Consider the following 14,781-nt stretch of genomic DNA (forward strand, 5'->3'; position numbering starts at 1 on the left):
AACTGCCAGAAGGCGTTGAGATGGTTATGCCTGGTGACAACGTGAACATGGTTGTTACCCTGATCCACCCAATCGCGATGGATGACGGTCTGCGTTTCGCAATCCGTGAAGGCGGCCGTACTGTAGGTGCTGGTGTTGTTGCTAAAGTTATCGCTTAATCGCTGATAGTTTTTTGTCACTATTCGTTGACGTAATACACACTAAAAGGGCATCATTCGATGCCCTTTTTTCTACGCTGTGGCGCTAGAACCTATCTCATCAGCGATTTATACGTCATAATCACTGGTGAGATAGGCTCTGAGATATAGCGTAAAACACCGAATTGCGCTCAAGTAGAGCATCGATCGGTTTGGTTTGCCTCGCAATGCGAGGCAAAGTTGTTTGTTCTGAATCATTGTGACGGGTTGGTTTATGAGTGCGAATACCGAGGCTCAAGGGAGCGGGCGCGGCCTGGAAGCGGTAAAGTGGCTGATTGTTGCCGTTTTGTTGGTTGTAGCTATTGTCGGTAACTATTATTACCGTGCATACAGCCTGCCGTTACGCGCGTTAGCCGTAGTTGTTATTATCGCAATTGCAGGCGCAGTGGCTTTACTGACCACTAAAGGCAAAGCGACGGTCGCGTTTGCTCGTGAAGCGCGTACTGAAGTACGTAAAGTCATTTGGCCAACGCGCCAGGAAACATTGCATACCACACTGATCGTTGCTGCGGTAACTGCCGTTATGTCACTGATTCTGTGGGGGCTGGATGGTATTTTAGTCCGCCTGGTATCTTTCATTACTGGCTTGAGGTTCTAATGTCTGAAGCACCTAAAAAACGTTGGTACGTCGTTCAGGCGTTTTCTGGCTTTGAAGGCCGCGTAGCACAATCGCTGCGTGAGCACATCAAATTACATGACATGGAAGAACTGTTTGGTGAAGTCATGGTTCCAACCGAAGAAGTGGTTGAGATTCGTGGTGGCCTGCGCCGTAAAAGCGAACGTAAATTCTTCCCAGGTTATGTGCTGGTACAGATGGTGATGAATGACGCCAGCTGGCACTTAGTTCGCAGCGTTCCTCGTGTTATGGGCTTCATTGGCGGAACGTCAGATCGTCCTGCACCAATCAGCGATAAAGAAGTTGATGCGATCATGAATCGCCTGCAACAAGTGGGTGATAAACCACGTCCTAAAACGTTGTTCGAACCAGGTGAACTGGTACGTGTTAATGACGGTCCGTTTGCGGACTTCAATGGTGTGGTCGAAGAAGTTGATTACGAGAAAAGTCGCCTGAAAGTGTCTGTTTCCATTTTTGGCCGTGCAACACCGGTTGAACTGGACTTCGGTCAGGTTGAAAAAGGCTAACAACAACGTTCTAAACATTCATTAGAACGGATGTTGTACAAGGCGCGAAATTGAACTATAATTTCGCGCCTTTTGTTTTTATGTGCAGTCTCAGCACATAAATTATAAAGAACAAAGTACTGTAAATAACGGGGAGCCTCTTCAAACAGGCGATATCACCCAAACGAGGATATTTACCATGGCCAAGAAAGTACAAGCCTACGTTAAGCTGCAAGTTGCAGCTGGTATGGCAAACCCAAGTCCGCCAGTTGGTCCAGCTTTGGGTCAGCAGGGTGTGAACATCATGGAATTCTGTAAGGCGTTCAATGCTAAGACTGATAGCATGGAAAAAGGCCTGCCAATTCCTGTTGTTATTACTGTTTATTCTGACCGTTCTTTCACCTTCGTTACCAAAACCCCTCCTGCAGCAGTACTGCTGAAGAAAGCGGCTGGTATCAAGTCTGGTTCCGGCAAGCCGAACAAAGACAAAGTGGGTAAAGTAACGAGTGCTCAGGTTCGTGAAATCGCAGAAACCAAAGCTGCGGACATGACCGGTTCTGACGTTGAAGCGATGACTCGCTCCATCGAAGGTACTGCTCGTTCCATGGGCCTGGTAGTGGAGGATTAATAAATGGCTAAGCTGACCAAGCGCATGCGCGTGATCCGTGACAAAGTTGATGCTACTAAACAGTATGACATCACCGAAGCCGTTGCTCTGCTCAAAGAGCTGGCCACTGCTAAATTCGTAGAAAGCGTTGACGTTGCTGTTAACCTCGGCATCGACGCTCGTAAATCAGATCAAAACGTTCGCGGCGCAACCGTACTGCCACACGGCACCGGTCGTTCTGTTCGCGTTGCCGTCTTCACCCAAGGTGCAAACGCTGAAGCTGCTAAAGCTGCAGGCGCTGAACTGGTAGGTATGGAAGATCTGGCTGATCTGATCAAAAAAGGCGAAATGAACTTCGACGTTGTAATCGCATCTCCAGATGCAATGCGCGTTGTTGGCCAATTAGGTCAGGTTCTGGGCCCACGCGGTCTGATGCCTAACCCGAAAGTTGGTACTGTAACGCCTAACGTTGCTGAAGCGGTTAAGAACGCTAAAGCAGGCCAGGTTCGTTACCGTAACGACAAAAACGGCATCATCCATACCACTATCGGTAAGGTTGATTTCGAATCCGACAAGCTGAAAGAAAACCTGGAAGCTCTGTTGGTCGCTCTGAAAAAAGCGAAGCCTTCCCAGGCTAAAGGCGTTTTCATCAAGAAAGTAAGTCTGTCCACTACCATGGGTGCGGGTCTTTCTGTTGATCAAAGCGGCCTGAGCGCAACAGTTAGCTAATTAACTGCTGACGTTTATCGCTTTACGCGGGCGATAGATTTGTCTAGAATCTATGGCCCGTTGTTTCGTTAATGCGAAACCAAGATTTTTCGGTTGGAGTCTGGCCTATCCAGACCTCCGTCCAAGACCGCAGGTGTCCTGAAAGGGGCTTAATCCTTCCTGCGTAGACGGTGACAGAGCCTGAAGAAAATATTTCTTTGTCTTTTTTATAAAGAATTAAGATTTGTCTTTGCTGGATTCTCTGCTCACCGTGTTTGAACGCTTATTATCGATTCTCGATGACAAGTGATGTGAGTTCCGGGGGTTTTCCCCGGCTAAATCCAGGAGCAAAAAGCTAATGGCATTAAATCTTCAAGACAAACAAGCGATTGTTGCTGAAGTCATCGAAGTAGCCAAAGGCGCGCTGTCTGCGGTTGTTGCGGATTCTCGTGGCGTAACTGTAGATAAAATGACTGAACTGCGTAAAGCAGGTCGTGAAGCTGGCGTTTACATGCGTGTTGTTCGCAACACCTTGATGCGTCGCGTCGTAGAAGGTACTCAGTTTGAATGCCTGAAAGACACGTTTGTCGGTCCAACCTTGATTGCATTCTCTACTGAACATCCAGGCGCTGCTGCCCGTTTGTTCAAAGATTTCGCTAAAGCGAATGCAAAATTTGAGGTTAAAGCTGCGGCCTTTGAAGGTGAGTTTATCTCTGCGGCTCAAATTGACCGCTTGGCAACTCTGCCTACTTACGAAGAAGCAATCGCACGCCTGATGGCAACCATGAAAGAAGCCTCTGCAGGCAAATTGGTTCGCACTCTGGCTGCTGTACGCGATCAGAAAGAAGCTGCTTAATCAGCCTTTTTTATCTCGTTCATTTGCTTACGTATAAACTATTTCTGAATTCTAGGAACACTTGAAATGTCAATCACTAAAGAACAAATCATTGAAGGCGTTGCAGCTCTGTCTGTAATGGAAATCGTTGAACTGATCTCCGCTATGGAAGAAAAATTCGGCGTTTCTGCTGCTGCTGCTGTTGCAGGTCCTGCTGCTGCTGCTGAAGCTGTTGAAGAAAAAACTGAGTTCGACGTTGTTCTGGCCGCTGTTGGCGCGAACAAAGTTGCAGTTATCAAAGCTGTTCGCACCGCGACTGGCCTGGGTCTGAAAGAAGCGAAAGACCTGGTTGAGTCTGCTCCAGCAGCTCTGAAAGAAGGCATCAGCAAAGACGACGCTGAAGCTCTGAAAAAATCTCTGGAAGAAGCTGGTGCTTCTGTTGAAGTTAAGTAAGTTTAACTTCCCGGAGTGCAGCCTGTCCTAACAGGCTGATGGCTGGTGACTTTTTAGTCACCAGCCTTTTTGCGCTATAGAGTGTCAGTGGTGTTTCACACTGTTTGAGCACTGAACTACTCTAATATCTCTTTCTATAGACGCCTTAATATATTGTTGCCTCTTGCTGTAGCTCATCTACAGATAACGCACAACGAAATGATTTAAGAGTGGTAGAAAACAGATATTGCGGGAAGCGTTTCTGCTTTCCGGTCGACATAAACGGTGTTGCATGAACTGTCCTTCTCAGGGCAGACAAGATTGGGTCACTGATCAGCGAGCTGAGGAACCCTATGGTTTACTCCTATACCGAGAAAAAACGCATTCGTAAGGATTTTGGTAAACGTCCACAAGTTTTGGACATTCCATATCTCCTTTCTATCCAGCTTGACTCGTTCCAGAAGTTTATCGAGCAAGATCCGGAAGGCCAGTACGGTCTGGAAGCAGCATTCCGTTCTGTATTCCCTATCAAGAGCTACAGCGGTAACTCTGAGCTGCAATACGTTAGCTACCGTCTTGGTGAGCCTGTATTCGACGTTAAAGAATGCCAGATCCGTGGTGTGACGTTCTCCGCGCCACTGCGCGTAAAACTGCGCCTGGTAATCTACGAACGTGAAGCACCAGAAGGTACGGTCAAAGACATCAAGGAACAAGAAGTCTATATGGGCGAAATTCCGCTCATGACCGAAAATGGTACCTTTGTGATTAACGGTACTGAGAGGGTTATCGTATCTCAGCTGCACCGTAGTCCGGGCGTATTCTTCGACAGCGATAAGGGTAAAACCCACTCTTCGGGTAAAGTGCTTTATAACGCGCGTATCATCCCTTACCGCGGTTCATGGTTAGATTTCGAGTTTGATCCGAAAGACAACCTGTTTGTACGTATTGACCGTCGCCGTAAATTGCCTGCGACCATCATTCTGCGTGCATTAAATTACACGACTGAACAGATCCTTGACCTGTTCTTTGACAAGGTGACTTACCAGATCCGCGACAACAAGTTGCAGATGGAACTGGTACCTGAGCGCCTGCGTGGTGAAACAGCTTCCTTTGATATCGAAGCTGACGGCAAAGTCTATGTAGAAAAAGGCCGCCGCATCACAGCCCGTCATATTCGTCAGCTTGAAAAAGACGAAATTCAGCGCATCGAAGTTCCTGTTGAATACATCGCAGGGAAAGTGGTCTCTAAAGACTACATCGACACCAATACCGGTGAGCTGATCGTCCCGGCTAACATGGAATTGTCTCTGGACCTGCTTGCTAAACTGAGCCAGTCCGGTCACAAAACCATTGAAACGCTGTTCACCAACGACCTCGATCATGGCGCGTACATGTCCGAGACCATTCGCGTCGACCCAACCAGCGATCGCCTGAGCGCACTGGTTGAGATCTACCGAATGATGCGTCCTGGTGAGCCACCAACGCGTGAAGCGGCGGAAAGCCTGTTTGAGAACCTGTTCTTCTCTGAAGATCGTTACGACCTGTCTGCTGTAGGTCGTATGAAGTTCAACCGTTCTCTGTTGCGTGATGAAATCGAAGGTTCAGGTATCCTGAGCAAAGACGACATCATTCAGGTAATGAAAAAGCTGATCGGCATTCGTAACGGCCAGGGCGAAGTGGATGATATCGACCACTTGGGCAACCGTCGTATTCGTTCCGTCGGCGAAATGGCTGAAAACCAATTCCGTGTTGGTCTGGTTCGTGTTGAGCGTGCTGTTAAAGAGCGTCTGTCTCTGGGCGATCTCGACACACTGATGCCTCAGGATATGATCAACGCTAAGCCGATTTCGGCTGCGGTGAAAGAATTCTTCGGCTCAAGCCAGTTGTCACAATTTATGGACCAGAACAACCCGTTGTCTGAGATCACGCATAAGCGTCGTATCTCTGCATTGGGCCCGGGCGGTTTGACCCGTGAACGTGCTGGCTTTGAAGTTCGAGACGTACACCCGACTCACTACGGTCGCGTATGTCCAATCGAAACGCCAGAAGGTCCAAACATCGGTCTGATCAACTCCTTGTCTGTCTATGCACAGACCAATGAGTACGGTTTCCTGGAAACCCCTTACCGTCGCGTGCGTGATGGTCTGGTGACTGATGAAATCAACTATCTGTCTGCCATTGAAGAAGGCAACTTCGTAATCGCTCAGGCGAACTCCAACCTGGACGAAGAAGGGCGCTTCATTGAAGACCTGGTCACTTGTCGTAGCAAAGGCGAATCAAGCCTCTTCAGCCGCGATCAGGTTGACTACATGGACGTTTCCACCCAACAGGTTGTATCCGTTGGTGCTTCATTGATTCCATTCCTGGAACACGATGACGCCAACCGTGCATTGATGGGTGCGAACATGCAACGTCAGGCAGTTCCGACTCTGCGCGCTGATAAGCCGCTGGTAGGTACTGGTATGGAACGTGCTGTAGCAGTTGACTCCGGTGTGACTGCCGTAGCCAAACGTGGCGGTATTGTTCAGTACGTGGATGCATCCCGTATCGTTATTCGTGTTAACGAAGAAGAGATGTACCCGGGCGAAGCAGGTATCGACATTTATAACCTGACCAAATACACCCGTTCTAACCAGAACACCTGCATCAACCAGATGCCGTGTGTGAATCTGGGCGAGCCAATCGAGCGCGGCGACGTGCTGGCAGATGGTCCGTCTACAGATCTTGGCGAACTGGCTCTGGGTCAGAACATGCGTGTCGCGTTCATGCCTTGGAACGGTTACAACTTCGAAGACTCCATCTTGGTCTCCGAACGTGTTGTGCAGGAAGACCGCTTCACGACCATCCATATCCAGGAACTGGCATGTGTGTCCCGTGACACCAAGTTAGGGCCTGAAGAGATCACCGCTGACATCCCTAACGTGGGTGAAGCTGCGCTCTCCAAACTGGATGAATCCGGTATCGTTTATATCGGTGCTGAAGTGACCGGTGGTGACATTCTGGTGGGTAAGGTGACGCCTAAAGGTGAAACCCAACTGACGCCGGAAGAGAAACTGCTGCGTGCGATCTTCGGTGAGAAAGCGTCTGACGTTAAAGACTCTTCTCTGCGTGTACCAAACGGCGTGTCCGGTACGGTTATCGACGTGCAAGTCTTCACCCGCGATGGCGTGGAAAAAGACAAGCGTGCGTTGGAAATCGAAGAGATGCAGCTGAAGCAGGCGAAGAAAGACCTGACTGAAGAACTGCAGATCCTGGAAGCCGGTCTGTTTGCACGTATCCAGTCTGCGCTGGTTGCTGGCGGTGTTGAAGCTGACAAGCTGGGCAAATTGCCTCGCGATCGTTGGTTAGAACTGTCACTGACTGACGAAGACAAACAGAATCAGTTGGAACAGCTTGCTGAACAGTACGACGAACTGAAATCCGAGTTTGAGAAAAAACTCGAAGCTAAGCGTCGTAAAATCACTCAGGGCGATGATCTGGCACCAGGTGTGCTGAAAATCGTTAAAGTGTATTTGGCCGTTAAACGTCAAATCCAGCCTGGTGACAAAATGGCAGGCCGCCACGGTAACAAAGGTGTTATCTCCAAGATCAACCCGATCGAAGATATGCCTTACGATGAAAACGGGACTCCTGTTGATATCGTACTGAACCCGCTGGGCGTTCCATCACGTATGAACATTGGTCAGATTTTGGAAACCCACCTGGGTATGGCCGCGAAAGGTATTGGTGAAAAAATCAATGCCATGCTGAAGAAACAGGAAGAAGTTTCTAAGCTGCGCGAGTTCATCCAGCGTGCCTATGATCTGGGCGACGACGTACGTCAGAAAGTGGATCTGACCACCTTTACCGATGACGAAGTATTGCGTCTGGCTGAGAACCTGAAAAAAGGTATGCCAATCGCGACACCAGTCTTCGACGGTGCGAAAGAGACAGAGATCAAGCAACTGCTTGAAATGGGCGGAATCCCAACCTCTGGTCAGATCACACTGTTTGACGGCCGTACCGGCGAGCAATTCGAACGTCAGGTTACCGTCGGCTACATGTACATGCTGAAACTGAACCACCTTGTTGACGATAAGATGCACGCGCGTTCTACCGGTTCTTACAGCCTTGTTACTCAGCAGCCGCTGGGTGGTAAAGCTCAGTTCGGTGGTCAGCGCTTCGGTGAGATGGAAGTGTGGGCACTGGAAGCATATGGTGCCGCATATACCCTGCAGGAAATGCTGACTGTTAAGTCCGATGACGTGAATGGCCGTACTAAGATGTATAAAAACATCGTAGATGGCGATCATCGTATGGAACCAGGCATGCCGGAATCCTTCAACGTACTGTTGAAAGAAATCCGTTCTCTGGGTATCAACATCGAGCTGGAAGACGAGTAAGTACTCGAATTCGCACTGATCACAGGGGCACCTGCCTGTTAATCAATACAGACCAGGTGCCTAACAGGTCTAACCCGACGGGAGCCAATCCGTGAAAGACTTACTAAAGTTTCTGAAAGCGCAAACTAAGACCGAAGAGTTTGATGCGATCAAAATTGCTCTGGCATCGCCAGACATGATCCGTTCTTGGTCTTTTGGTGAAGTTAAGAAGCCAGAAACCATTAACTACCGTACGTTCAAACCAGAACGTGACGGCCTTTTCTGTGCCCGTATTTTCGGACCAGTAAAAGACTACGAATGCCTGTGCGGTAAGTACAAGCGTTTAAAACATCGCGGCGTGATCTGCGAGAAGTGCGGCGTTGAAGTGACCCAGACTAAAGTACGCCGTGAGCGTATGGGCCACATCGAACTGGCTTCCCCGACTGCACACATCTGGTTCCTGAAATCGCTGCCATCGCGCATCGGTTTGCTGCTGGATATGCCACTGCGTGACATCGAACGTGTTCTGTACTTCGAATCCTATGTGGTTATCGAAGGCGGCATGACTAACCTCGAAAAACGCCAGATCCTGACTGAAGAGCAGTATCTGGATGCGTTGGAAGAGTTTGGTGATGAGTTCGACGCGAAGATGGGTGCGGAAGCAATTCAGGCTCTGTTGAAAAACATGGACCTGGAAGCAGAGTGCGAGCAACTGCGTGAAGAGTTGAACGAAACCAACTCCGAAACCAAACGTAAGAAGCTGACCAAGCGTATCAAGCTGCTGGAAGCGTTCGTTCAGTCTGGTAACAAACCAGAGTGGATGATCCTGACTGTGCTGCCGGTACTGCCGCCAGACTTGCGTCCATTGGTTCCGTTGGACGGCGGCCGTTTCGCAACGTCAGATCTGAACGATCTGTATCGTCGCGTTATCAACCGTAACAACCGTCTGAAACGCCTGCTGGATCTGGCTGCGCCAGACATCATCGTACGTAACGAAAAACGTATGCTGCAAGAAGCGGTAGATGCTTTGCTGGATAACGGCCGTCGCGGTCGTGCAATCACCGGCTCAAACAAGCGTCCGCTGAAATCTCTGGCAGACATGATTAAAGGTAAACAGGGTCGTTTCCGTCAGAACCTGCTGGGTAAACGTGTCGACTACTCGGGTCGTTCCGTTATCACCGTAGGTCCATACCTGCGTCTGCACCAGTGTGGTCTGCCGAAGAAAATGGCACTGGAACTGTTCAAACCGTTCATTTACGGCAAGCTGGAACTGCGTGGCCTGGCCACCACCATCAAAGCCGCTAAGAAAATGGTTGAGCGCGAAGAAGCTGTCGTTTGGGATATCCTGGACGAAGTTATCCGCGAACACCCGGTACTGCTGAACCGTGCACCAACCCTGCACCGTTTGGGTATCCAGGCGTTTGAACCGGTTCTGATCGAAGGTAAAGCAATCCAGCTGCACCCGCTGGTTTGTGCGGCATATAACGCCGACTTCGATGGTGACCAGATGGCTGTTCACGTACCGTTGACGCTGGAAGCCCAGCTGGAAGCGCGTGCGTTGATGATGTCTACCAACAACATCCTGTCACCTGCGAACGGCGAGCCAATCATCGTTCCTTCTCAGGACGTTGTATTGGGTCTGTACTATATGACCCGTGACTGTGTTAACGCCAAAGGCGAAGGCATGGTTCTGACCGGTCCTAAAGAAGCTGAGCGTATTTATCGCGGCGGTCTGGCCTCTCTGCATGCGCGTGTCAAAGTGCGTATCACCGAAGAGATCAAAAATACCGAAGGCGAAGTTACGCACAAGACGTCGATTATCGACACGACTGTCGGTCGCGCCATCCTGTGGATGATCGTGCCAAAAGGTCTGCCGTTCTCGATTGTCAACCAGCCTCTGGGCAAAAAAGCTATCTCCAAAATGCTGAACACCTGTTACCGCATTTTGGGCCTGAAGCCGACCGTTATTTTTGCTGACCAGATCATGTACACCGGTTTTGCTTACGCTGCCCGTTCAGGCGCGTCAGTAGGTATCGATGACATGGTAATCCCTGCGAAGAAAGCAGAGATCATCGAAGAAGCAGAAACCGAAGTTGCTGAAATCCAGGAACAGTTCCAGTCTGGTCTGGTCACTGCTGGCGAACGCTATAACAAAGTGATCGACATCTGGGCTGCGGCCAACGAACGTGTTGCTAAGGCAATGATGGAAAACTTGTCTGTTGAAGACGTCGTCAACCGTGACGGTGTTGTTGAACAGCAGGTTTCCTTCAACAGTATCTTTATGATGGCCGACTCCGGTGCGCGTGGTTCTGCTGCACAGATTCGTCAGCTGGCTGGTATGCGTGGCCTGATGGCGAAACCAGATGGTTCCATTATTGAAACGCCAATCACCGCGAACTTCCGTGAAGGTCTGAACGTACTCCAGTACTTCATCTCTACTCACGGTGCTCGTAAAGGTTTGGCGGATACCGCACTGAAAACGGCTAACTCCGGTTATCTGACCCGTCGTCTGGTTGACGTGGCACAGGATCTGGTCGTGACCGAAGATGACTGTGGTACTCACGAAGGCATCATGATGACTCCTGTCATCGAAGGTGGCGACGTTAAAGAACCACTGCGCGAACGTGTGCTGGGTCGTGTGACTGCAGAAGATATCCTCAAGCCGGGTACGGCGGATATCCTGGTTCCACGTAACACCCTGCTTCACGAGAAGACGTGTGATCTGTTAGAAGAGAACTCTGTCGACAGTGTGAAAGTACGTTCAGTCGTAAGTTGCGAAACCGACTTTGGTGTGTGTGCAAACTGCTACGGTCGCGACCTGGCACGTGGTCACATCATCAACAAAGGTGAAGCGATCGGTGTTATTGCAGCACAGTCCATCGGTGAGCCGGGTACCCAGCTGACGATGCGTACGTTCCACATCGGTGGTGCGGCATCTCGTGCGGCAGCGGAATCCAGCATCCAGGTTAAGAACACTGGTACCATTAAACTGAGCAACCATAAGCACGTTAGCAACTCTAACGGCAAACTGGTTATCACTTCCCGTAACACTGAGCTGAAATTGATCGACGAATTCGGTCGTACCAAAGAAAGCTATAAAGTGCCTTACGGTTCCGTGATGGGCAAAGGTGATGGCGCATCTGTTAACGGCGGCGAAACCGTGGCTAACTGGGATCCGCATACCATGCCAGTTATCAGTGAAGTGAGTGGTTTCATTCGCTTTGCCGATATGGTGGATACTCAGACCATCACACGCCAGACCGACGACCTGACCGGTTTGTCTTCTCTGGTGGTTCTGGACTCTGCAGAGCGTACCGGTAGCGGTAAAGACCTGCGTCCTGCACTGAAAATCGTTGATGCTAAAGGCGACGACGTATTGATCCCAGGTACTGATATGCCTGCTCAATACTTCCTGCCTGGTAAAGCGATTGTTCAGCTGGAAGATGGTACTCAGATCCACTCTGGTGACACCCTGGCGCGTATTCCTCAGGAATCCGGCGGTACCAAGGACATCACCGGTGGTCTGCCACGCGTTGCTGATCTGTTCGAAGCACGTCGTCCGAAAGAGCCTGCAATCCTTGCTGAAATCAGCGGGATCATCTCCTTCGGTAAAGAAACCAAAGGCAAACGTCGTCTGGTAATTTCTCCGTTGGATGGCAGCGATGCTTACGAAGAAATGATTCCTAAATGGCGTCAGCTGAACGTGTTCGAAGGCGAAGTTGTGGAACGTGGTGACGTCGTATCTGACGGCCCTGAGTCTCCGCACGACATTCTGCGCTTACGTGGTGTTCACGCGGTTACCCGCTACATCACCAACGAAGTGCAGGAAGTTTACCGTCTGCAAGGCGTTAAGATTAACGATAAACACATCGAAGTTATCGTTCGTCAGATGTTGCGTAAAGGCACCATCGTTAGCGCTGGTGGCACTGACTTCCTGGAAGGCGAGCAGGCAGAAATGTCTCGCGTTAAAATCGCTAACCGCCAGCTGGAAGCTGAAGGCAAAATCACGGCGACCTTTACCCGTGATCTGCTCGGTATCACCAAAGCCTCTTTGGCGACCGAATCCTTCATCTCTGCAGCGTCGTTCCAGGAAACCACGCGCGTTCTTACCGAAGCCGCTGTTGCGGGTAAACGTGATGAACTGCGTGGCCTGAAAGAGAACGTTATCGTTGGCCGTCTGATCCCAGCCGGTACCGGTTACGCTTATCACCAGGATCGTGCACGCCGTAAAGCACAAGGCGAAGTGCCAGTTGTACCGCAAGTCAGCGCGGATGAAGCAACGGCTAACCTGGCTGAACTGCTGAACGCAGGTTTCGGTAACAGCGACGATTAATCGTCTTCTGTCGAAACGCATAGAACCGCTCCTTCGGGAGCGGTTTTTTTTTGCCTGAAGTGTGCGAGTTGAAACGATCTGAAAAGAGGAGCCGGAACAGGGAACTGGACGATAACCTGTTCCGGCTATTTGGAAGCAGCGCCGGGATGAGTGGCGCCGGCCAGTTGCGAATATGCAGTGGCAAAAGCACATTAATGCTCCTGGCCTGCGGGTGCGAGGGGCAAAATTACTTTATGGAATCTGCATTCCTGAGAGTTTACTTGTTTGCCATCCGGCGACATTTTCCTGCGAGACGCGCCCCAAAAAACTGTCCCAGTCTTTCCAGACCGGTTGTAGCCCGGCTCGGGTCAATGCGTTCGCTACGTGCTGAGGTGAACGGTTGTCGTGCGGTGCAAATTGTTCAAGTTCAGGATGATTATCGGCATAGCCACCGGGCTGTGTTTTAGATCCTGCACTGACAGTGTTGATCGCCAGCGGAATAACGTGATCCCGGAAATAGGGAGATTCGCGTGTCGACAGTGAGAGCTCGACATCCGGCGCGAGCATTCTGAAAGCGCAAATCAGTTGTAAGAGCTGATTTTCTTCCAGCAGGGAAGCCGGTTCGATGCCACCGGTACAAGGTCGCAGTCTTGGAAACGCCACCGAATAGCGACTTTGCCAGTAGGTTTGTTGCAGATACAACAAATGTTCGGCCACCATATAGCTGTCAGTCCTCCAGTTGCCAGAAAGTCCGAACAGTGCCCCCAAACCGATTTTGTCGATCCCCGCACGCCCGAGCCGGTCTGGTGTTTCCAGCCGCCAGAAGAAATCCTGTTTCTGTCCGCGAAGATGATGCAAAGCATAGGCAGGCGCGTGATAGGTTTCCTGATAAACCAGCACGCCATCCAGCCCCAGCGTTTTCAGCTCAGCATATTCTTCCTGTTGCAGCGGCTGAACCTCAATCATCAGTGAATCGAAATGGCTTCTGATCACGGGGAAATGACGGCGGAAATAGTCCATGCCGACCTTTCCCTTATGTTCGCCGGTGACCAGCAACAGATGTTTGAAACCACGCGCATTCAGCGCTTCGCATTCCCGCCTGATTTCATCTTCGTCCAGCGTTTTACGTTTGATTCTATTGCTCATCGAAAAGCCGCAATACGTACATTCGTTGGCGCAAAGATTGGATAAATACAACGGCGCGAAGAAATTCACCGTATTGCCAAATCGCTGGCGCGTGAGTTGTTGCGCGCGTTGCGCCATCGGTTCCAGGTAAGGCAGCGCGGCGGGAGAAATCAATGCCATGAAATCTTCACGACTGATTTTGTTGCGGCTGAGCGCCTGTTCGACATCACGGGATGTTTTGCTATTGATACGCAGCGAAATATCATCCCAGTCCAGCGTTGACCACACATCTGTGAAGTTATTCATGACAACACCTGCGAGGTATTGAGGAAACCGGTCAGCGGGCTGGATGCGCTGGCGTGTCGTTGTCTGCCGCCTAATCCGCTTTGACGGGCGATAATCCCGGCCTGAACGGCCAGCCTGAATGCCGTTGCCATAGCAACCGGATCACCTGCGACAGCAATCGCCGTATTGACCAGCACGGCATCGGCCCCCATTTCCAGCGCTTCAGCGGCCTGACTTGGTGCACCAATGCCAGCATCAACAACGACCGGAATGCGAGCCTGCTCGATGATGATTTGCAGAAAATCACGGGTTTGCAGCCCCTGATTGGAACCGATCGGCGCACCCAGCGGCATGACGGCGGCGCAGCCCGCTTCTTCCAGACGTTTACACAGCACCGGATCTGCACTGCAATACGGCAAAACAACAAATCCCTGTTTCACCAGAATCTCTGCGGCTTTCAATGTTTCAACGGCATCGGGCAGCAGATATTTTACGTCGGGATGAATTTCAAGTTTCACCCAGTTTGTGCCCAGTGCTTCTCTTGCCAGTTGCGCGGCAAATACTGCCTCTTCAGCTGTTTTAGCGCCCGATGTATTGGGCAGCAAACGGATGCCGAGCTGTTGCAGAGGAGACAGAATATCATCACCTCCGCGACGCAGATCGATGCGTTTCATCGCCATAGTCACCAGCTGAGAGCCAGATGCTTCAAGCGCCTGTTGCATCAACGCCGGACTGGCGAATTTTCCTGTTCCGGTAAAAAGGTGCGACGTGAATGTGGTATCAGCAATTTTTAACAT

Annotated in this window: 10 protein-coding genes and 1 pseudogene; 9 read left to right on the top strand and 2 right to left on the bottom strand. The window is 50.5% G+C overall.

All coding sequences use genetic code 11. The annotated features are described in order from the left end of the window. The 9 genes and pseudogenes from tuf to rpoC form a co-directional block, all read left to right on the top strand. A pseudogene (tuf, locus tag AACU55_RS14140) lies at positions 1 to 158 on the top strand (elongation factor Tu); the annotation flags it as partial. 253 nt (positions 159 to 411) lie between these two features. Next, positions 412 to 795 (top strand): preprotein translocase subunit SecE, encoded by a 384-nt coding sequence (secE, locus tag AACU55_RS14145; RefSeq protein ID WP_013577415.1) that lies wholly within the window; start codon positions 412 to 414, stop codon positions 793 to 795. Next, positions 795 to 1,340, top strand: coding sequence for a transcription termination/antitermination protein NusG (gene nusG / locus AACU55_RS14150; protein WP_013577414.1), 546 nt, complete (start codon positions 795 to 797; stop codon positions 1,338 to 1,340). The genes secE and nusG overlap by 1 nt, the downstream gene beginning before the upstream one ends. A gap of 178 nt (positions 1,341 to 1,518) precedes the next feature. Beyond that, positions 1,519 to 1,947 carry a 50S ribosomal protein L11 gene (gene rplK / locus AACU55_RS14155; RefSeq protein WP_013577413.1) on the top strand — a complete coding sequence of 143 codons (429 nt, stop codon included), beginning with the start codon at positions 1,519 to 1,521 and terminating at the stop codon, positions 1,945 to 1,947. A gap of 3 nt (positions 1,948 to 1,950) precedes the next feature. Next, positions 1,951 to 2,655: a 50S ribosomal protein L1 gene (gene rplA, locus AACU55_RS14160; RefSeq protein WP_013577412.1), complete on the top strand. Its 705-nt coding sequence runs from the start codon at positions 1,951 to 1,953 to the stop codon at positions 2,653 to 2,655. Positions 2,656 to 2,992: 337 nt separating this feature from the next. Then, complete coding sequence (rplJ, locus tag AACU55_RS14165) at positions 2,993 to 3,490, top strand: 50S ribosomal protein L10 (protein ID WP_013577411.1); 498 nt, start codon at positions 2,993 to 2,995, stop codon at positions 3,488 to 3,490. Positions 3,491 to 3,556: 66 nt separating this feature from the next. Then, positions 3,557 to 3,922, top strand: coding sequence for a 50S ribosomal protein L7/L12 (rplL, locus tag AACU55_RS14170; protein WP_013577410.1), 366 nt, complete (start codon positions 3,557 to 3,559; stop codon positions 3,920 to 3,922). Positions 3,923 to 4,254: 332 nt separating this feature from the next. Next, positions 4,255 to 8,283, top strand: coding sequence for a DNA-directed RNA polymerase subunit beta (gene rpoB, locus AACU55_RS14175; protein ID WP_013577409.1), 4,029 nt, complete (start codon positions 4,255 to 4,257; stop codon positions 8,281 to 8,283). 91 nt (positions 8,284 to 8,374) lie between these two features. Next, a complete protein-coding gene (gene rpoC / locus AACU55_RS14180) occupies positions 8,375 to 12,595 on the top strand; it encodes a DNA-directed RNA polymerase subunit beta' (protein WP_013577408.1) in 4,221 nt (1,406 codons plus the stop codon). Positions 12,596 to 12,826: 231 nt separating this feature from the next. Here the strand turns inward: rpoC and thiH are convergent, their stop codons facing one another. Together thiH and AACU55_RS14190 are read right to left on the bottom strand one after the other, a co-directional pair. Continuing rightward, a complete protein-coding gene (thiH, locus tag AACU55_RS14185) occupies positions 12,827 to 14,005 on the bottom strand; it encodes a 2-iminoacetate synthase ThiH (RefSeq protein ID WP_134707095.1) in 1,179 nt (392 codons plus the stop codon). After that, the gene (locus tag AACU55_RS14190) at positions 14,002 to 14,781 is read right to left on the bottom strand and encodes a thiazole synthase (protein WP_013577406.1); all 780 of its coding nucleotides are present in this window, start codon (positions 14,779 to 14,781) and stop codon (positions 14,002 to 14,004) included. The genes thiH and AACU55_RS14190 overlap by 4 nt, the downstream gene beginning before the upstream one ends.

The sequence above is a fragment of the Rahnella sp. CJA17(1/100) genome, assembly GCF_963881615.1.
Lineage (GTDB): Bacteria > Pseudomonadota > Gammaproteobacteria > Enterobacterales > Enterobacteriaceae > Rahnella > Rahnella aceris.

What these genes read in the sequence shown, in the direction of transcription:
- secE (WP_013577415.1), top strand. Translation starts at nt 412, where the DNA reads ATGAGTGCGAATACCGAGGCTCAAGGGAGCGGGCGCGGCCTGGAAGCG.
- nusG (WP_013577414.1), top strand. Translation starts at nt 795, where the DNA reads ATGTCTGAAGCACCTAAAAAACGTTGGTACGTCGTTCAGGCGTTTTCT.
- rplK (WP_013577413.1), top strand. Translation starts at nt 1,519, where the DNA reads ATGGCCAAGAAAGTACAAGCCTACGTTAAGCTGCAAGTTGCAGCTGGT.
- rplA (WP_013577412.1), top strand. Translation starts at nt 1,951, where the DNA reads ATGGCTAAGCTGACCAAGCGCATGCGCGTGATCCGTGACAAAGTTGAT.
- rplJ (WP_013577411.1), top strand. Translation starts at nt 2,993, where the DNA reads ATGGCATTAAATCTTCAAGACAAACAAGCGATTGTTGCTGAAGTCATC.
- rplL (WP_013577410.1), top strand. Translation starts at nt 3,557, where the DNA reads ATGTCAATCACTAAAGAACAAATCATTGAAGGCGTTGCAGCTCTGTCT.
- rpoB (WP_013577409.1), top strand. Translation starts at nt 4,255, where the DNA reads ATGGTTTACTCCTATACCGAGAAAAAACGCATTCGTAAGGATTTTGGT.
- thiH (WP_134707095.1), bottom strand. Translation starts at nt 14,005, where the DNA reads ATGAATAACTTCACAGATGTGTGGTCAACGCTGGACTGGGATGATATT.
- AACU55_RS14190 (WP_013577406.1), bottom strand. Translation starts at nt 14,781, where the DNA reads ATGTTAAAAATTGCTGATACCACATTCACGTCGCACCTTTTTACCGGA.